The 18,551-nt window shown below is 56.3% G+C and carries 20 protein-coding genes; 13 read left to right on the top strand and 7 right to left on the bottom strand.

Annotation, left to right across the window (positions count from 1 at the left end; translation table 11 throughout):
- Position 1: 1 nt before the first annotated feature.
- From hpxZ to QMZ30_RS24500, 4 genes are read right to left on the bottom strand one after another with little or no spacing between them, the layout of a single operon-like run.
- Positions 2-385 carry an oxalurate catabolism protein HpxZ gene (gene hpxZ / locus QMZ30_RS24515; protein WP_283229243.1) on the bottom strand — a complete coding sequence of 128 codons (384 nt, stop codon included), beginning with the start codon at positions 383-385 and terminating at the stop codon, positions 2-4.
- 2 nt (positions 386-387) lie between these two features.
- Positions 388-1,785 carry an AtzE family amidohydrolase gene (locus tag QMZ30_RS24510; RefSeq protein WP_283229242.1) on the bottom strand — a complete coding sequence of 466 codons (1,398 nt, stop codon included), beginning with the start codon at positions 1,783-1,785 and terminating at the stop codon, positions 388-390.
- Positions 1,782-1,967, bottom strand: coding sequence for an oxalurate catabolism protein HpxX (gene hpxX / locus QMZ30_RS24505; RefSeq protein ID WP_039333209.1), 186 nt, complete (start codon positions 1,965-1,967; stop codon positions 1,782-1,784). Before hpxX ends, QMZ30_RS24510 begins: the two co-directional genes overlap by 4 nt.
- 10 nt (positions 1,968-1,977) lie before the next feature.
- Entirely contained in the window at positions 1,978-3,564 is a 1,587-nt protein-coding gene (locus QMZ30_RS24500; protein ID WP_283229241.1) for a gamma-glutamyltransferase family protein, read from the bottom strand.
- 242 nt (positions 3,565-3,806) lie between these two features.
- Here QMZ30_RS24500 and hpxU point away from each other — a divergent pair, with 242 nt between their 5' ends.
- The 10 genes from hpxU to katG all read left to right on the top strand — a co-directional run bounded on the left by hpxU (position 3,807) and on the right by katG (position 13,441).
- Positions 3,807-4,646, top strand: a complete 840-nt coding sequence (gene hpxU, locus QMZ30_RS24495) for a MurR/RpiR family transcriptional regulator HpxU (RefSeq protein ID WP_283229240.1) — start codon at positions 3,807-3,809, stop codon at positions 4,644-4,646.
- Positions 4,647-4,838: 192 nt separating this feature from the next.
- Positions 4,839-5,624, top strand: a complete 786-nt coding sequence (locus QMZ30_RS24490) for a transporter substrate-binding domain-containing protein (RefSeq protein WP_039333205.1) — start codon at positions 4,839-4,841, stop codon at positions 5,622-5,624.
- Positions 5,625-5,628: 4 nt separating this feature from the next.
- Positions 5,629-6,297: an amino acid ABC transporter permease gene (locus QMZ30_RS24485; RefSeq protein ID WP_058972918.1), complete on the top strand. Its 669-nt coding sequence runs from the start codon at positions 5,629-5,631 to the stop codon at positions 6,295-6,297.
- Complete coding sequence (locus tag QMZ30_RS24480) at positions 6,294-6,950, top strand: amino acid ABC transporter permease (RefSeq protein WP_058972917.1); 657 nt, start codon at positions 6,294-6,296, stop codon at positions 6,948-6,950. Before QMZ30_RS24485 ends, QMZ30_RS24480 begins: the two co-directional genes overlap by 4 nt.
- Complete coding sequence (locus QMZ30_RS24475; RefSeq protein ID WP_039333202.1) at positions 6,931-7,662, top strand: amino acid ABC transporter ATP-binding protein; 732 nt, start codon at positions 6,931-6,933, stop codon at positions 7,660-7,662. Before QMZ30_RS24480 ends, QMZ30_RS24475 begins: the two co-directional genes overlap by 20 nt.
- A gap of 21 nt (positions 7,663-7,683) precedes the next feature.
- Positions 7,684-8,919: a pyridoxal-phosphate-dependent aminotransferase family protein gene (locus QMZ30_RS24470; RefSeq protein WP_283229239.1), complete on the top strand. Its 1,236-nt coding sequence runs from the start codon at positions 7,684-7,686 to the stop codon at positions 8,917-8,919.
- The gene (hpxK, locus tag QMZ30_RS24465; protein ID WP_283229238.1) at positions 8,916-10,175 is read left to right on the top strand and encodes an allantoate amidohydrolase; all 1,260 of its coding nucleotides are present in this window, start codon (positions 8,916-8,918) and stop codon (positions 10,173-10,175) included. The genes QMZ30_RS24470 and hpxK overlap by 4 nt, the downstream gene beginning before the upstream one ends.
- Positions 10,176-10,187: 12 nt before the next feature.
- On the top strand, positions 10,188-10,682 hold the full coding sequence (gene uraD / locus QMZ30_RS24460; RefSeq protein WP_283229237.1) for a 2-oxo-4-hydroxy-4-carboxy-5-ureidoimidazoline decarboxylase: 495 nt from the start codon (positions 10,188-10,190) through the stop codon (positions 10,680-10,682).
- A complete protein-coding gene (gene uraH, locus QMZ30_RS24455) occupies positions 10,679-11,014 on the top strand; it encodes a hydroxyisourate hydrolase (protein WP_058972913.1) in 336 nt (111 codons plus the stop codon). The genes uraD and uraH overlap by 4 nt, the downstream gene beginning before the upstream one ends.
- A gap of 228 nt (positions 11,015-11,242) precedes the next feature.
- The gene (katG, locus tag QMZ30_RS24450; RefSeq protein WP_283229236.1) at positions 11,243-13,441 is read left to right on the top strand and encodes a catalase/peroxidase HPI; all 2,199 of its coding nucleotides are present in this window, start codon (positions 11,243-11,245) and stop codon (positions 13,439-13,441) included.
- Between the two features lie 45 nt (positions 13,442-13,486).
- Here the strand turns inward: katG and QMZ30_RS24445 are convergent, their stop codons facing one another.
- Both QMZ30_RS24445 and QMZ30_RS24440 read right to left on the bottom strand, forming a co-directional pair.
- On the bottom strand, positions 13,487-14,257 hold the full coding sequence (locus QMZ30_RS24445) for an amidohydrolase (protein ID WP_283229235.1): 771 nt from the start codon (positions 14,255-14,257) through the stop codon (positions 13,487-13,489).
- Positions 14,245-15,405, bottom strand: a complete 1,161-nt coding sequence (locus QMZ30_RS24440) for a pyridoxal phosphate-dependent aminotransferase (RefSeq protein ID WP_283229234.1) — start codon at positions 15,403-15,405, stop codon at positions 14,245-14,247. Before QMZ30_RS24440 ends, QMZ30_RS24445 begins: the two co-directional genes overlap by 13 nt.
- Before the next feature lie 132 nt (positions 15,406-15,537).
- Between QMZ30_RS24440 and QMZ30_RS24435 the strand changes: the two genes are divergently transcribed.
- The 3 genes from QMZ30_RS24435 to QMZ30_RS24425 are packed head-to-tail and all read left to right on the top strand — an operon-like array spanning position 15,538 to position 17,376.
- Positions 15,538-16,152, top strand: coding sequence for a methylthioribulose 1-phosphate dehydratase (locus tag QMZ30_RS24435; protein ID WP_283229233.1), 615 nt, complete (start codon positions 15,538-15,540; stop codon positions 16,150-16,152).
- Positions 16,149-16,832, top strand: a complete 684-nt coding sequence (mtnC, locus tag QMZ30_RS24430) for an acireductone synthase (protein ID WP_283229232.1) — start codon at positions 16,149-16,151, stop codon at positions 16,830-16,832. Before QMZ30_RS24435 ends, mtnC begins: the two co-directional genes overlap by 4 nt.
- 1 nt (position 16,833) lies before the next feature.
- Positions 16,834-17,376 (top strand): 1,2-dihydroxy-3-keto-5-methylthiopentene dioxygenase, encoded by a 543-nt coding sequence (locus QMZ30_RS24425; protein WP_039333177.1) that lies wholly within the window; start codon positions 16,834-16,836, stop codon positions 17,374-17,376.
- 80 nt (positions 17,377-17,456) lie between these two features.
- On the opposite strand, the gene mtnA is transcribed toward QMZ30_RS24425, so the two are convergent.
- A complete protein-coding gene (mtnA, locus tag QMZ30_RS24420) occupies positions 17,457-18,476 on the bottom strand; it encodes an S-methyl-5-thioribose-1-phosphate isomerase (RefSeq protein ID WP_283229231.1) in 1,020 nt (339 codons plus the stop codon).
- Between the last annotated feature and the right edge of the window lie 75 nt (positions 18,477-18,551).

The following is an 18,551-nucleotide window of genomic DNA, read 5'->3' as shown; positions in this document are numbered from 1 at the left end:
ATCAACTCATCAAACTCACCTGCGCAGCCACAATACGCCAGCCATAAGGCATGCGGATCCACGTCTGCTGCTGGCGGCCAATCTTCTCTACGCCCTCGCGGGTAAATTCGGTGCTGCACACCGCGTAGTCATCGCCAAAGGTGGTGATCACGGTGTTACGCAAGGTGCGGTCGAGTCCTTTAGAGGGGCGCGCGGCGCGAAACGCACGAATCTCATCAATGCCATAGAGATTCTCACCGGCACCTAAGCGTACGGTACGCTCATCGTGCCAGAACAACTCATCCAGCACGTCGACATTGTTACTCACCAGCGCCTCTTCGTAGCGGTAAAACGCGGCGGTGACTTCGGCGAGCACGGCCGGACGGTCAATATGTTCAGCTTTCATGGTTAAGCGTCCATCAAGGTGGTTTGTGGCAGGGTCAGCCCCTGCTGCTGGAGTGCCCAGGCAGCGCGCAGTGCCAGGTGTTCTTTAAACGGAGCCGCAATCAGCTGCAGGCCAATCGGCAGGCCGCTGGCGGTTTGCAACGGAACGGTACACACCGGTAGACCGAGGAATGAAATCGGCTGCGTTAACATGCCCATGCTGGCGCGCGTTGGCAAATCCTGACCGTTGATGTGAATGGTTTCTTGTCCGATAGTGGTGGCCGTACAGGGCGTGGCAGGCGCAATCAGCACATCAAACTGCGCAAACAGCGGCAAGACTTGCTGCTGGAAGTGGCGACGAAAACGCTGTGCCTGCACGTACCAGGCAGAAGGTAACATGGCACCGGCCAGCAGACGCTCGCGAGAGTTAGGTTCGAACTGCTCTGGCATACTCCGCAGCGCCGGTAGATAGTGATTTCCGCCTTCCGCACCGGTCATGATAAAGGCCGCTGAGCGGGCGATTTCCGCATTCGGCAAGGTCACCTCTTCACTGGCATTTAGCGCCTGCGCCACCACCGCGACAGCAGCACGTGCTTCATCGCTGCACCAGGTAGAGAAGAAACCGCCCAGCACCGCACTGCGTATGCCTTCAGCGCCTTTGCTTAAACCCTCACTCGCCGGAGCCAAAGGCTGTTCAGACTGGAAGGCATCAGCAGGGTCACGACCTTGCAGCGCGTCATACACCAGGGTCAGATCCTCGACTGAGCGGGCAAAGGGACCGATATGATCGAGACTGGCAACAAACGGATGGCTACCGCTACGTGATAAACGTCCAAAGGTCGGCTTCAGGCCATAAATGCCACACAGCGAGGCAGGCACACGGATCGAACCGTTGGTATCGGTGCCCAGCGAGAAGTGCACTAAGCCCGCCGCCACCGCTGCAGCCGAACCACCTGAAGATCCGCCAGCGATACGAGTCAGATCGCGGGGATTATGAGTGGCACCGTAGTGGGTGTTTTCGGTGGTAAAACCGTACGCGTAGGCATCCATGTTGAGCATGCCGGAGAGCAGGGCACCAGACTGGCGCAGCTTGCTGACCGCCCAGGCATCTTCACGTGCCGCTGCGCGCTCACTGAATAAGCTGGCACCGGCTAAGGTGCTGTGACCTGCAACATCAAACAGGTTTTTCACCGCATAGGGAATTCCAGCCAGAGCAGGTAACGCTTCACCGCGTTGGCGTTGCCCATCAACCTGTTCGGCCTCACGCAGCATGCGTTGCCCGGTGACTTCGGTCCAGGCGTTGATCGCCGGATTATGCTGCTCAATGGCATTCAGCGTTTGTTCAGCTACCTCACGGGCGGAGATCTCACCCTGATTCAGGGCCTGGTTTAAGGTTTTGATCGATAGCGAGGCCAGTTTCATGGATGGAATACTCCTGCCACTTCCAGTCGATCATCAAGTGGGAAGGCCATCAATGGCTCGGCCATGGCCGCAATACGGTTAAACTGGATGAGCAGTTCGGCACGGCGTGCGTCATCTAACTCCAGTGCCAGGATCTGTTCCATTTGGGCGATATAGGTGGCCCAGTCCGGTTGTGTACTCATCGTTATCTCCTTAGAAACCGGCGGCGCTGCCGTTGCTGCGTGGATCGAACGCACCTTCCAGCATGCCGTTATTGTGTCTGACGATCGCCCCCGCATGGCCGACCACTTCGCTGAAGTCGGGCAATAACTCCACTTCGTGACCGAGCTGACGCAGTTGCTCTACCGTTTCAGGTGCGATGCGTGATTCCAGTTTGAGTGAATCAGAGGACTGGCCCCAGGTTCGCCCCAGCAACCAGCGCGGTGCACTCACGGCCTGCTGCAATGGCTGGCCCTGGATCACATGGCGGGTAAAGATGGCGGCCTGCGTCTGTGGCTGCCCATCGCCGCCCATCGAGCCGTACACCATGGTGCGGCCATCTTTGAGACGAGCGGCTGCGGGATTGAGGGTGTGAAACGGTTGCTTGCCGGGTGCCAGCGCCAGCATGTGGCCTGGCTGCAGGCTGAATGCGGCACCGCGGTTCTGCCAGGTGATGCCGGTGCCGGGTAGCACCACGCCGCTGCCGAATTCATGGTAGATACTCTGGATAAAGGAAACTGCCAGACCGCTGCTGTCCATCACGCCCATCCACACGGTATCGCCAGGCCCTTTTCCGGTGCCCCACGCTGCCGCTTGTTGATCATCAACCTGCGCCGCCAGTGAGGCGAGGTGTTCAGCATCCAGCAGATCCTGCACATTGAAGTCGATGTGGCGGGGATCGGTGATGTGTTTGTCACGCAGCGCAAAGGCTTTCTTGGTGGCTTCAACGATGCGATGCACGGTTTGGGCTTCATCCGCCTCTGCCATGTTCAGGCGATCGGTGATGCCCAGGATCGCCAACGATACCAGTCCTTGCGTCGGCGGCGTCATATTCCAGATATCGCCTTCGCTGTGTGCCAGATGCAGTGGTGTGCAGCGGCGCGCCTGCTGCTTTTGCAAATCTTCCAGCGTGATAGGCATGCCGAGCGCGGTCATTTCACGCGCCAGATGATGTGCCAGTTCGCCGCGATAGAAGCTCTCTAAACCCTGCTCACTGAGGAGGCTGAGCGTATTGGCCAGCGCAGGCTGGGTGAAGCGACTGCCTGCCGCGGGCACAGTACCGTCGGGTAAGAAGGTGGCAGCAAAACCGGGCTGCTGCAGCAACTCATGTTGCTTGGCAGCGGTGGCTGCAGCTTGTGAGGCGGTGACGGGAATACCGTCGGCGGCATAACGGATGGCGTCGCGCAGCAAACGTGAAAGCGGCAGTGGAGTGGCACCCAGTTCAGTCGCCAGCGTTAACGCTTCCTGCCAGCCACTGACCGTGCCCGCGACGGTTAACGCCGCTTTTGGGCCGCGATGTGGGATGTGGCTTTCACCATGATAGAAGTCGAGATGCGCCAGCGCACCTGCTGCACCACTGGCATCAATGGCTATTGGATCGCCATTTGGCGGAACCACCAGCCAAAAGCCATCACCGCCTAAGCCGTTCATGTGCGGATACACCACCGCGATAGTCGCAGCGGCAGCGACCATCGCTTCAATGGCGCTCCCGCCTTCGCGCAGCACCGCCAGAGCACTTTCACTGGCGAGATGATGTGGGGTGACGGCCATCCCAAGCGGGGCCATGTTGCTCTGTATCATAATCAACTCTTCTCGAATATTGCTTTGTAGGGTGTGTATTTGCGCGCGCATTGTTAGCGGTCGTCATAAATGGCGACCCTACGGCTGCACAGCCTTTTTTGTAGGGTACGCATTTATGCGTACCAGTCGACTTAGCCCGTTCGTGAAGAGATTCAAGCAAGAGCTGTTCCAGTTTTAGACGAACACCTAATCTGGATCGATTTATGCTAGCTTGTGGTGAAACGAAAGTTACAGGACCAATGATGAAACAGCTTGATGAACGCCTTCGCAGTCACTATCCGCAACTGTCGCCGCAAGAGCAGCGCATTGCTGATTTTGTGTTTGACCATTTTGATGACCTGATTAGCTACAACAGCGCAGAGCTGGCAAGGCTTAGCGGGGTATCTAAGGCCACCGTCAGCCGTCTGTTTAAACGTCTGGGCTATGAGAAATATAAAGACATGCGCGACGAGCTGCGCGTGTTGCGCCAAAGCGGCATGCCACTGACCGATAACCGTGATGCGGTGCAAGGTAACACGCTGTTATCACGCCACTATAAGCAGGAGATGGCTAACCTGACGCAGTGGGTCAACAGCATTGATCCTCAGCAATTTGGCGAGGTGATTCAGGCGCTGGGGGCGGCGAAACGGGTGTTTATCATCGGTATGCGTAACGCCTATCCGGTGGCCTTGCACCTGCGTCAGCAACTGATGCAGGCGCGCCCGCAGGTACATGTGTTGCCGCAGCCTGGTCAGACGCTGGGCGAAGAGCTGGTGGATATCACGCCAGAGGACATGGTGGTGGTGATGGCGTTTCGTCGGCGACCACGCATTATTCGCCCGCTGATGCAGCAACTGCAGCAGAGCAACATTCCTGTGCTGGCGCTGTGTGAGCCGCAGGCGCAGGGCATCATCACGCTGGCGACCTGGCAATTATGCGCCCCACTGGATAGCGTCTCCGCCTTTGATAGCTACGCCTCTGCAATGAGTCTGATCAATCTGCTGGCCAACGCATTGCTGCATGAAATGTTGTCGCAGGGCCGCCAGCGTATCCATCAGATAGCCGACCTTTATCAGCATCTCGATGAGTTAGAACACCGATAAGGGGCACCAATTTGGTGCTTTGCACCTTTTTTGATCGTAAAAAATCGCGGGCGTTAAGCCCGTTTTTTTGCCTAAAACTCAGCATCCATTCGATTTTTCTGACTTTCACTTCCCTTGCGTTTGGTTGGCACATTAGTTGCAAATCGATTTATCAAGAATCTTTTGTTTCACGAAAACTCACCGGGGTGCATAATGAAGAAAGTTTTACTGGCAGTGGCAGGCGCAGCATTGTTGATGGCTCAGGTTGGCAGCGCCATGGCAGATCAGCTGCAGGATATCCAGAAGCGTGGCGTGATCCGCGTTGCGGTACCTCAGGACTTCCCGCCGTTTGGTTCAGTGGGTACCGATTTGCAGCCGCAAGGCTATGACATCGATATGGCCAAATACCTCGCGAAACAGATGAAACTGAAGTTGCAGCTGGTCCCCGTTTCCAGTGCTAACCGCGTGCCTTATCTGCAAACCGATAAAGTCGATCTGGTGATTTCGAGCATGGGTAAAAATGCCGAGCGCGAGAAAGTGATCGATTTCAGCCGTGCCTACGCACCGTTCTTCCTCGGCGTATTCGGTCCGAAAGGTGAGCCACTGAAAGATGCCGCAGCATTGAGCGGTAAATCTATCGGCGTTACCCGCGGTGCGGTGGAAGACATGGTGTTAAGCGATATTGCCCCGAAAGATGCGCAGGTGAAACGTTATGAAGATAACAACACCACGCTGTCGGCTTACCTGTCTGGCCAAGTGCAGTATGTTGCCACGGGCAACCTGGTGGTCGCTGCGATTGCCCGCCAGAACGCGGAAAAAGCGCCAGTGCCACAGTTCATGTTGAAAGATTCACCGTGCTTTATTGGCCTGAAGAAGGACGAGCCGGCGCTGAAAGACAAAGTGAATGCGTTGATTGAGCAGGGCATTAAAGACGGCACCCTGAACAAGCTGTCGGAAGAGTGGCTGAAAGCACCACTGCCAGCCAACCTCGGCGCATAACACGATGATTGGGCAACTCAATTTTGCAGATCTCTGGCCGCACTGGCCAGAGTTACTGGCCGGACTGTGGGTCACGATTCAGATAACAGTATTAGCCACGGTAGGCGGCGTTAGCTTGGGCATTCTCGGTGCAGCGTTGCGCAGTGGCAAACCGAGTTGGGCAAGCCGTATCTGGGGCGTCTATGTCGAGCTGATTCGTAACACGCCATTCGTGGTGCAGCTGTTCTTTATCGTCTTTGGTTTGCCCAATCTTGGTCTGAAACTGACGGCAGGCGAAGCTGCTTTGCTGGCGATGTTGATTAACCTCGGCGCCTACAGCACCGAAATTATTCGTGCCGGGATTCAGGTGACGCCGCGCGGGCAGTGGGAAGCGGGCCGCGTACTGGGCCTAAGCCGTACCCAGACCTTTATTCGTGTGGTATTGCCACCCTCGCTGCAGCGTATTTATCCGGCGTTGGTGAGCCAGTGCATCATTGTGATGCTCGGCTCTTCGGTGGTGTCTCAGGTGTCTTATGAAGAGTTGACCTTCGCCGCCAACCTGATTCAGTCGCGTACCTTTTTGAGTTTTGAAGTCTATCTGGTGACCACGTTGATCTATCTGGCGTTGTCGATTGCCATGCGACAGCTGCTGCTGGCGCTGGGACGTAAATGGTTCGGAGCGCAGCCCGCATGACAACGTTTACCGACTGGGACATCCTGCGCAACCTGCTGCTGGCGGCGCGCTGGACGATTTTACTGTCACTGGTGGCCTTCTTTGGCGGCACGCTGGTGACCTTACCGCTGCTGTTTTTACGCCTGCTGAAGCGCCCCTGGCTGACGCGTGTGATTCGCTGCTACACCGAGCTGTTTCAGGGCACCCCGCTGTTAATGCAGCTGTTTCTTGCCTTCTTTGGTGTGGGCTTGTTCGGCATTGATGTGGCACCCTGGACCGCCGCGTCACTGGCGTTAACCCTCTACACCAGCGCATTTTTGGTGGATATCTGGCACGGCAGTATTCGTGCCTTGCCGAAAGGCCAGTGGGAAGCTTCACGCTGCCTCGGCCTGAACTTTGGTCAGACGCTGTACCGTGTCGTGGCGCCGCAAGCGATTCGTATCGCCATCGCGCCCACCGTGGGGTTTGCGGTGCAGGTGATTAAAGGCACCGCCCTGGCATCGATTATCGGCTTCGTTGAGCTGACCAAAGCCGGCACCATTTTGAACAATGTGACGTATCAGCCCTTCAAGGTGTTTGGCCTGGTGGCGCTGGGTTACTTCCTGATGTGTTATCCGCTGTCGCGTTACAGCCAGTACCTGGAGAAAAAATTCAATGCCGCTCATCACCATTAATCAGGTACAGAAGTACTACGGCGACAACCATGTGTTGAAAGGGGTCGATCTCGACGTCGATCACGGTGAAGTGATCTCGATCATCGGCCGCAGCGGGTCGGGCAAAAGCACCTTGCTGCGCTGTATGAACGGGCTGGAAGGCTATCAGGAAGGCAGCATCAAACTCGGCGGGATGACCATCACTGACCGTGAATCACAAGCGCGCGAAATCAGCCGCTCGGTGGGGATGGTGTTCCAGAACTTTAACCTGTTCCCGCACATGACCGCACTGGAAAACGTGATGCTGGCCCCGCGTCGCGTGTTGAAAAAGAGTGAAGCCGAATGCCGTGAACTGGCGGCACAGATGCTGGAAAAAGTCGGCCTCGGCGAGCGTCTGAATTATTACCCGGCCAATTTATCTGGCGGCCAGCAGCAGCGCGTGGCGATCGCCCGTGCGCTGGCGATGCAGCCGAAAGTTTTATTGTGTGACGAAATCACCTCGGCGCTCGATCCCGAGCTGGTGGGGGAAGTGTTGAAAGTGCTGGAGCAGCTTGCTGCCGAAGGCATGACGCTGATCCTCGTTACCCACGAAATGAACTTCGCCCGTGATGTGGGCGATCGCGTGGTCTTTATGCATCAGGGGCGCGTTTGGGAACAGGGCGACAGCAAAACGCTGTTCGCTAACCCGCAAACCGCTGAGCTGAAGCAATTTATTTCGACCGTGCGCCTCTAAGTTTTCAATAAGGAATACACCATGGATATCAGTCAGTTTTCGCAAATCAATCCGCCGCAGCGCCTGTTGATGGGGCCTGGCCCGATTAATGCCGATCCGCGCGTGCTGCGCGCCATGTCGAGCCAGTTGCTGGGGCAGTACGATCCGGCGATGACGCACTACATGAATGAAGTGATGGCGCTCTACCGTGGCGTATTCCGTACCGAAAACCGCTGGACCATGCTGATTAACGGCACGTCACGCGCAGGCATTGAAGCGATTCTGCTCTCCGCCATCCGTCCGGGTGACAAAGTGCTGGTGCCGGTATTTGGCCGCTTTGGTCATCTGCTGTGTGAGATAGCCCGCCGTTGCCGTGCTGAAGTGCACACCATTGAGGTCCCGTGGGGCGAAGTCTTCACGCCGGATCAGATCGAAGATGCGATCAAAAAGGTACAGCCGCGTCTGCTGTTGACAGTGCAAGGCGATACCTCCACCACCATGCTGCAACCGCTGGAGCAGTTGGGTGCCATCTGCCAGAAATATGGTGTGCTGTTCTATACCGATGCCACCGCGTCACTGGGCGGCAACGCACTGGAGACCGATGCGTGGGGACTGGATGCGGTTTCCGCAGGTATGCAGAAATGCCTGGGTGGCCCCTCTGGCACCTCGCCGATCACCCTCAGCCCGCAAATGGAAGCGGTGATCCGCAAACGTAAGTGTGTCGAAGAAGGCATTCGTACGGCGGATCATCAGGATGGCGACGACGAGATGATCTACTCCAACTATTTCGATCTCGGCATGATTATGGATTACTGGGGACCTGAGCGTCTCAACCATCACACCGAAGCCACCACTGCCCTGTTCGGTGCACGTGAATGCGCACGTCTGATGATGCAGGAAGGTCTGGATAACGGCATTGCGCGTCATAAATTGCACGGTGAAGCGCTGCTGAAAGGCATTCAGGGCATGGGTCTTGAGACCTTTGGCGATCTGAAACACAAGATGAATAACGTGCTCGGCGTGGTGATCCCGCAGGGTGTGAATGGCGATCAGGTGCGCAAGCTGGTGCTGGAAGATTTCGGCATTGAGATCGGTACCTCATTTGGTCCTCTGCACGGCAAAGTGTGGCGTATCGGCACCATGGGTTACAACGCGCGTAAAGATTGCGTGATGCAAACGCTGAGCGCGCTGGAAGCGGTTCTCAATCATGTTGGTTTCCGTTCCACTCAGGGCGCAGCATTGCAGGCCGCGTGGGATCATTATGGGAGCCACGCATGAGCAACAGCCTGATGACCGCCAGCGAGGCGCAAACCGCCGCCGCTCGTGTCATGACGCGCTGCGATGCACTGGCTGAGATCAGCGAAAGTGAAGATGGCCTGACGCGTGTCTATTTATCCCCTGAGCAGGTTCGTGCCAACGCCCGTGTTGCAGAGTGGATGCAGGCGGCTGGCATGAGCACCTGGCAGGATGCAGTCGGCAACATCTGCGGCCGATATGAAGCGGCAGAACCGGGGGCGAAAGCACTATTGCTGGGCTCCCATCTCGACACCGTTCGCAACGCAGGGCGTTATGACGGCATGCTGGGCGTGCTGAGTGCCATCGAAACGGTGCAGTGGTTACACGACCATCAACAGCGGCTGCCGCTGGCGATTGAGATCGTCGGCTTCGGCGATGAAGAGGGCACGCGTTTTGGTATCACGCTGCTGGGCAGTCGCGGTATTACCGGCACCTGGCCAGAAAGCTGGGTGACGCACCCAGATGGAAACGGCATTACGGTTGCGGAAGCGATGCAGGATGTTGGGCTGGATGCGGCAAAGATTATGCAGGCGGCACGCGACGTAAACGATATTGCTGCTTACCTTGAACTGCATATCGAACAAGGGCCTTGTCTTGAGCAGGAAGATCTGGCGCTGGGTGTGGTCACCGCCATCAACGGTGCACGCCGCCTGAACTGCAGTTTTATCGGTGAAGCGGGTCACGCAGGCACCGTGCCGATGGCACATCGTAAAGATGCGCTGGCCGCTGCGGCGGAATGGATGGTGTTTGTTGAGCAGACCACACGTGAGCAAGATCCACAGCTGGTCGCCACCGTCGGCACCTTAAGCTGTTTACCGGGCGCGGTGAACGTTATCCCTGGCGAGGTTCAGCTATCGCTGGATGTCCGTGGTCCAGTGGATGAGCCGCTGGAGCGTTTGCAGTCGATGCTGTTAACCCAGGCACAAGCGATTGCCTTGCGCCGTGGCCTGACGTTTACCTCGAACGAGTTTTATCGCATTGCTGCCACCGCCTGTGATGCGCGCTTGCAGCAAGCGTTGAGCCATGCCGTTGAAACCGTCCAGGGCCGCAGTGTGTCGCTGCCAAGCGGTGCCGGTCACGATGCGATAGCGATTGCAGAACGGTGGCCGGTTGGGATGCTGTTTGTGCGCAATCATCGCGGCATCAGCCATCATCCGGCGGAGTCTGTACAAACGGTCGACGTGGCCTTTGGTGTGCAGGCGTATCTGCAAGCGGTGTGCGATCTGGCGCGTAGTTAAGGGAGTGACGGCATGGATTTAGCAAGTTTTAATCAGGCTGCTGAAGCCGATGCGCAGGCTGCGATAGCGCATTGCGTGGCGATTCCAGGCTGGCAACAGGCGTTGGTTGCTGCACGTCCTTTTGACGATCTAACCGCGCTGCACAGCGCCGCCGATCGCCTGGCGCAGAATTGGCAACGTGAAGAACTGGAGCAAGCGCTAAGTGCTCATCCACGCATTGGTGAAAAAGCGCAAGGTGTGGGTAAAGAGGCGTCTTTGTCGCGCAATGAGCAGTCAGCGATGCAGCAGGCTGATGGCGCATTACAATTTGCCATGCTGGCGGGCAATCAATCCTATGAGCAGCGCTTTGGTCGGGTGTTTTTGATCCGAGCCAAAGGACGCAGTGGCGAGGAGATGCTGGCGGAGTTGCAGCGCAGGCTCAACAATAATGATGAAACCGAGCAGCAAGAGGCGCTGACGCAATTGCGGGAAATCACCCTGTTACGCTTAAAGGAGAGCATCGTATGAGCACCATTACTACGCACATTCTGGACACCGCGTTGGGTAAACCCGCGATTGGCGTGGCCATTTCGCTGGAGCAGAATAGCCCGGAAGGCTGGTTGCCATTGGCGGAAGGGGAAACTGACAGCGATGGTCGCCTGAAAGACCTTACGCCAGAACCCTTAGCACCCGGCCATTATCGACTCACCGCCGAAATTGGTGACTACTTTGCGGCGGATGGTCGCGATGCCCTGTATGTCAGCGCGCAAATTGATTTCGTCATTGGCGCAGCGGGTAGCCATTATCATCTGCCGTTCCTGATTTCGCCGTGGTCGTGGTCGACGTATCGCGGCAGTTGATCGGTCTCTGTTTCACCAGCGGTCGCCATAAATGGCGCCCCTACAGGTGCGGGTCTGTAGGGTGCGCATTTATGCGCACCTCGCTATCAACAAGCAAATGTTATGTGTGGCACTTCACACTCTTCTTTTGAAAGACTAAAACTATCAAAATCTTCGGTTATTCCAAGTTTAAGCTATCATTATGTGCGGTTATCTTAATTGCACAACGAGAAGCTAACGGAGCCGAAAATGAGCATGTCAAATGATAACGATAATGTAGCAGCCTCAGGTAAATGTCCCTTCCATCATGGGGGCGCGGAAAATCCTAATCCACCTGCACGTGGTGCCGGCGATGGCACGACTAACCGTGACTGGTGGCCCAATCAACTGCGTGTCGATCTGCTAAGCCAGCACTCCAACCGTTCCAACCCCCTCAGTGACACGTTCAACTACCGTGACGAATTCAGCAAGCTGGACTATTCAGCGCTGAAAGCCGACATTCGTGCCATCCTCACCGACTCCCAATCCTGGTGGCCAGCCGACTGGGGCAGCTATATTGGGCTGTTCATTCGCATGGCGTGGCACAGTGCCGGTACCTACCGTACCGTAGATGGTCGCGGCGGTTCGGGCCGTGGTCAGCAGCGCTTTGCACCGCTCAACTCTTGGCCGGATAACGTGAGCCTTGATAAAGCGCGTCGCCTGCTGTGGCCGGTGAAGCAAAAATATGGCCAGAAAATCTCCTGGGCCGACCTCTACATCCTGGCGGGTAACGTCTCGCTGGAAAACGCGGGCTTCCGTACCTTTGGTTTCGGCGCAGGCCGTGAAGATGTGTGGGAACCGGATCTGGATGTGGATTGGGGTAACGAGAAAGAGTGGCTGGCGCATCGCCATCCAGAGAGCCTGGCGAACGCACCGGTCGGTGCCACCGAAATGGGCCTGATCTACGTTAACCCGGAAGGACCAGAAGCCAGCGGCGATCCAAAGTCAGCGGCACCGGCGATTCGCGCCACCTTCGGTAATATGGGCATGAACGATGAAGAGATCGTCGCGCTGATTGCCGGTGGTCATACTCTGGGTAAAACGCACGGTGCGGCGGCCGCCAGCCACGTCGGTGCCGATCCTGAAGCATCACCATTGGAAGCACAGGGCTTAGGCTGGAACAGCAGTTACGGCAGTGGTGCCGGTGCAGATGCCATCACTTCTGGTCTTGAAGTGGTCTGGACCCAGACGCCAACGCAGTGGAGCAACTACTTCTTCGAGAACCTGTTCAAATACGAATGGGTCCAGACTCACAGTCCGGCAGGTGCGATCCAGTTTGAAGCGGTGAATGCTGAAGCGATTATTCCCGATCCATTCGATCCGGAGAAAAAGCGTAAACCGACCATGCTAGTGACTGACCTGACGCTGCGCTTTGATCCTGAATTTGAGAAAATCTCACGTCGCTTCCTCAACGATCCGCAATCGTTCAATGAAGCCTTTGCCCGCGCCTGGTTCAAACTGACCCACCGTGATATGGGGCCAAAAGCGCGTTACATCGGTCCAGAAGTGCCGAAGGAAGATCTGCTGTGGCAGGACCCGTTACCGGCGGCCACGCATCAGCCGACAGCGGACGATATCACCGAACTGAAAGCAAAAATTGCCGCTTCCGGCTTAAGCGCCAGCCAGTTAGTGTCTGTGGCCTGGGCTTCAGCCTCAACCTTCCGTGGCGGTGATAAGCGCGGTGGTGCCAACGGCGCACGTCTGGCACTGGCACCGCAAAACAGTTGGGCGGTCAATGCCAACGTGATTAACGATGTGCTGCCAACGCTGCAAAACATTCAGCAAGCGTCTGGCAAAGCCTCACTGGCAGATGTGATTGTGCTGGCGGGAAGTGTCGGCATTGAAATGGCGGCTGCCGCCGCTGGCGTGGCGGTGCAGGTACCGTTCACGGCGGGGCGTGTGGATGCGCGTCAGGATCAAACCGATGTCGAGTCGTTTGATGTGTTGCAGCCAATGGCCGATGGTTTCCGCAACTATCGTCGTATTGCTGGTGGTTCTTCTACCGAAACCCTGCTGCTGGATAAAGCACAGCAACTGACGCTGAGCGCACCGGAATTAACGGTGCTGATCGGTGGCTTACGCGTGCTGGGTACCAACTTTGATGGCAGCCAGCACGGCGTGTTCACCGATCGCGTTGGCGTATTGAGCAATGACTTCTTCGTTAATTTGCTGGATATGCGCACCGCGTGGCGCGCCACGGATGCAAGCAGCGAGCTGTTTGAAGGCCGCGATCGTGCTAGTGGTGAAGTGAAGTACAGCGCAACACGTGCAGACCTGGTATTCGGTTCCAACGCCATCCTGCGTGCGCTGGCCGAAGTGTACGCCAGCAGCGATGCTAAACAGAAGTTTGTGAATGACTTCGTCGCCGCCTGGACCAAGGTTATGAACCTGGACCGCTTCGATTTGTGATGCTGTTTCGATAAATAAAAAACCCCGGCTAGCCGGGGTTTTTTATTACTTCAATGTATACGCATCGGCATCGCGCCACGCCGGGAAGCGTTCGCGGTAGGCTTGTAGATCGTCCAGTGACAGCTCAGCGTCCAGGCGGGTGCGGGCGAAAGGCTCGCCTGCGGCCAGAATCTCACCCAATGGCGAAATAATCCGGCTGTCGCCACTGTATTGATGACTGTTGCCGTCACTGCCAACGCGGTTACAACCGGCCACGTAAGCCTGATTTTCAATGGCACGGGCTAACAGCAGAGACTGCCAGTGCAGGGCACGCGGTGCAGGCCAGTTGGCGACGTAGAGCGCCAGATCGTAATCGTTGTGATTGCGTGAGAACACCGGGAAACGCAGGTCGTAGCAAATCTGCGGCAGAATACGCCAGCCACGCCAGGTAAACACTTCACGCGTCTCACCCGGTACATAGTGCTGATGCTCATTTGCCATGCGGAACAGATGGCGCTTATCGTACTGATGCAGCGTGCCATTCGGTTCCACCAACAGGAAGCGGTTAACTGCCCCTTTTTTCGTTTGAATGGCTGCGCTGCCGCCGACAAGCGCATTGGTGGCTTTCGCATGAGCGTGCAACCACTCCACCACTTGCTCTTGTGGCAGCGAACTTTCTGCGGCTTCCATAGCAAAGCCGGTGGTAAACATTTCCGGCAGCAGAATCAAATCGCGGCCTTCAATGCCTTTCAGCACGCCGTCAAAATGGCGCAAGTTAGCCGCGCCATCCATCCAGCTCAGGGTTTCCTGCAGAACGGTAATTTTCAAAGCTGACATAAGCGCTCCGCAGCGGCGATAAGCGTCGCTTCTTGTTTGGCAAAGCACAGGCGAATCAGTTTGTGCGGGAAAGCATCGGCACAGAATACTGACAGCGGAATGGCCGCCACGCCGACTTCTTTGGTCAGCCACTGGCAGAAACTGACGTCATCCAGATCGGAAATCGCGCTGTAGTCCAGCAATACAAAGTAGGTGCCTTCGCACGGCAGTACTTTGAAGCGGCTGGAGGACAAGGCATCCACCAGACAATCGCGGCGCGCACGATAAAACGCCGGCAAATCGCGATAATGTTCCGGCTCCTGACGCAGCATGTCGGCAATCGCCAACTGTGCCGGGGTATTGACCGAAAACGTCAGATACTGATGCACTTTGCGGATTTCCGCGCTGATGGCGGCAGGCGCGATACAGTAGCCCACTTTCCAGCCGGTCATGTGGAAGGTTTTGCCGAAAGAGGAGACGGCAATGGCGCGCTGACGCAGTTCAGCATGGGCTAATACGCTGGCATGTCCCTCTTCATCGAAGCAGATATGTTCGTAAACTTCATCGCTCAGCACATAGATTTCCTGCTCGGCGATGGCCTGCCACAGCTCGGCATAATCACTCTTACGCCACACCGTGGCAGAGGGATTGTGCGGCGTGTTCAGAATCACCAGGCGGGTTTTAGTGCTTAACAGGCCGCGGAATGCAGACCAGTCAACGCGAAATCCTGGCGGCTGCAACGCAATACGTTTTAATACGCCGCCAGCCAATTGCACCGCAGGCGCGTAGCTGTCATAGCTGGGATCAAAACAGATCACTTCATCGCCCGGACGCACCAACGCCGTTATCGCGGCATACAGCGCTTCCGTTGCACCGGCAGTGACGGTGATATCGCTGTTCACATCGGGTTTATGACCGTAAAGCTCAACGGTTTTATCGGCAATCGCTTCGCGCAGTGGTAACGCACCGGTCATCGGTGCATATTGGTTTGCGCCCTGGCTGACATGATAGGCCAGACGTTCCTGCAAATAGTGTGGGCCATCAAAGTCCGGGAAACCTTGTGACAGATTGATGGCGTTGTGCTGCGCGGCAAGGGCGCTCATTTGCGTAAAAATCGTGGTACCGAGTGCCGGTAATTTGCTCTCGGGGATCAGGTTGAGCTGCGTCATTATTTAGTGGCCTTAAGCGCGAATGTCGATGCGGAGAAACCCTGTGTTGCTGCCACTATAAACAGGATGGTAATATTTGGCAATCGAGACGCTTAGACGTCTAAATCTAACCTGCGGAGCCTGTACATCGCTATGACGGATTTTCTCCCACTGGAACATTTAGTGGCCGCCTGCCACTGGATTGGTGCCAAAGGCTGGGCGCCTGCCACCGGCGGTAATATGTCGGTTCGCCAGGATGCGGAATACTGCTTATTGAGCGCATCAGGCAAAGACAAAGGTAACCTGACGCGTGAAGACTTTATTCAGGTAGAAATTGCCAGCAATCTTGTGCCTTCGGGACGTAAACCTTCAGCAGAGACCGGGCTGCACACTTTAATCTATCGTCTGTTCCCGCAAGCGGGGGCCGTGCTGCATACGCACACCGTTAATTCCACCGTGCTGTCACGCGTTGAGAAGGGCAGTGCGCTGCTGCTGAGTGGCTACGAGATGCAGAAAACCCTCGCCGGTCAAGACACACACCTCAACACCGTCTCGATTCCCCTGTTTGATAACGACCAGGATATCGATGCGTTGGCACAGCGTATTGAAGCCTTTGCCGCGGATACGCCGCTGCAGTACGGATTTCTGCTGCGTGGCCATGGTTTGACCTGCTGGGGGAAAGACGTTAATGAAGCGCGTCGCCATCTGGAAGGTCTGGAATTTCTGTTCGAATGTGAACTACAACGTCGCCTGCTGGAGGCTAAATGATTCGCGCGATTGTTACCGATATTGAAGGCACCACCAGCGATATTCAGTTTGTGCACAACGTTCTGTTCCCCTATGCGCGCCAGCATCTGGCAACATTTGTCCGCGAGAATCAGGCGGATGAACAGGTGATTGCGGCACTGAATGCAGTACGCACCGAGTCCGACGCGCCACAGGCGACGCTGGAAGAGGTGATCACCACGCTGCTGGGTTACATCGATCAGGACCGCAAATCCCCCGGCCTGAAAGCGCTACAGGGCATGATCTGGCGCGCAGGCTATGTTGAAGGTCAGTTCACCGGTCATCTCTATCCGGATGTGCTGCCCGCATTTGAGCGCTGGCAGCAGCAGGGGATTGCTTTGTACGTTTATTCCTCGGGATCGGTCCCCGCGCAGAAACTGTTATTTGGCTACAGCGACGAAGGTGATTTAACCTCGTTGTTTAGCGGCTATTTTGATACGGATGTCGGTGCCAAACGTGAAGTGCAATCGTATCGCAATATTGCCGAACAGATTGGCCTTGCCCCCTCTTCCTTGTTGTTCCTGTCGGATATTCATCAGGAACTCGATGCGGCAGCAGAGGCGGGTTGGCACACATTGCAGTTAATTCGTGGCGAGGCGGATAATGCCAGCCGTCATCATCAGGTGAATGATTTTTCCCAGATTAAACCGGAGTCGATTTAACATGAGTGCACTGACCATTTTTAGCGATACCGAAGCCAGCCAGCCGGTTTGGCACAGCACCGATGCTGAAGCCATTCGCGAGCGACTGAATGCCAAAAACGTTAGATTTGAACGCTGGGAAGCGGATCGCGATCTGGGTAACGATCCTGACGCGGAAACGGTAATCAAAGCGTATCAACATGCGATTGATCGTCTGGTGGCTGAGAAGGGCTATCAGAGCTGGGATGTGCTGAGCATGCGTGCGGACAATCCCAACAAACAGGTACTGCGCGAGAAGTTCCTCAATGAACACACCCACAGCGAAGATGAAGTGCGTTTCTTCGTTGAAGGATCTGGCCTGTTCTGCCTGCACATTGGCAATGAGGTGTATCAGATTCTGTGTGAGAAGAATGACCTGATCTCGGTGCCAGAGGGAACCGCGCACTGGTTTGATATGGGTTCAGAGCCGCACTTCACGGCGATCCGTATTTTTGATAATCAGGAAGGTTGGATCGCCAACTTCACCGGCGACAAGATTGCTGACGCCTATCCGCGCCTGGCGTAATTATCGGTGCGCATGAATGCGCACCCTACAGACGCTTGTAAGGTCGCCATTTATGGCGACCTTGTCCTCAACGGCACAGATTACGGCTGAAAAATCCCTTCCTTCACCTGCGCAGGCGTCACCACGCCAGTATCCAACACCCAACCGCTGATCAACGCCGCAGGCGTGACATCAAATGCCGGGTTATAGACGGCGGCATTCTCTGGTGCCCACTGTACGCTACCAAAACTGCCGGACACGCCGGTGACTTCACTGGCGGCGCGCTGCTCAATTGGAATCGCTTCGCCGTTCGGGCAAAGGCGATCCAGCGTGGTGTGCGGTGCTGCAACATAGAAGGGAATACCGTGATAGTGCGCCAGCACGGCCAGGCTGTAGGTGCCGATCTTGTTGGCCACATCGCCGTTAGCCGCGATGCGATCGGCACCGACCCAAATCGCATCGACCACGCCGCGCGCCATCAGACTGGCCGCCATTGAATCGGTGATCAGTTGGTAAGGGATATTCAGTTCGCCCAGTTCCCATGCGGTTAAGCGGCCGCCTTGCAACAGAGGGCGGGTTTCATCCACCCAGACATTGCTCACTAAGCCTTGCTGATGCGCATGGGCGATCACCCCTAACGCGGTACCGACGCCAGCCGTGGCAAGGCCGCCCGTGTTGCAGTGCGTCAGCAGTTGGCTGCCAGGCTTAACCAAAGCCGATCCGGCACGAGCAATGTTGTCACACAGTTGCTTATCTTCCGCCACCAGACGCAGCGCCTCGGTACTCAGCGCCGTAACGTGATCGCTCTCCGTCAGTGCATTTTTCATGCGATCCAGATTGTTCATCAGGTTCACCGCCGTTGGGCGTGCTGCCCTGAGCACCTCCAGCGCTTCGGCTAACTCAGCGCGCGCTACGCCTTGTTCACCCAGCAGCGCCAGCAGCAGGCTGGCAGACAGGCCGATTAACGGTGCACCGCGTACGCGCAGCGCATGAATATGGTCGACCAACTGGGCAACGGTGTGCGCTGGCAGCCAATTCTGTTGTTGTGGCAGCGCCTGTTGATCGAGGATCCACAGTTGGTTATCGCGGACCTCAAGGCTGGTGGTACGAAGTGTTTGCATGGTGTGAAATCCCTGTTGCGTTAATAGCGGCTATTGTGCCAACATGCGTGACGGATGTATAGACGTCCAAACGGC

The organism is Pantoea sp. EA-12, from assembly GCF_030053355.1.
Lineage (GTDB): Bacteria > Pseudomonadota > Gammaproteobacteria > Enterobacterales > Enterobacteriaceae > Pantoea > Pantoea vagans_C.
The sequence above is the reverse complement of the archived record's forward strand: the minus strand, read 5'-3'. Positions and strand labels throughout refer to the sequence as shown.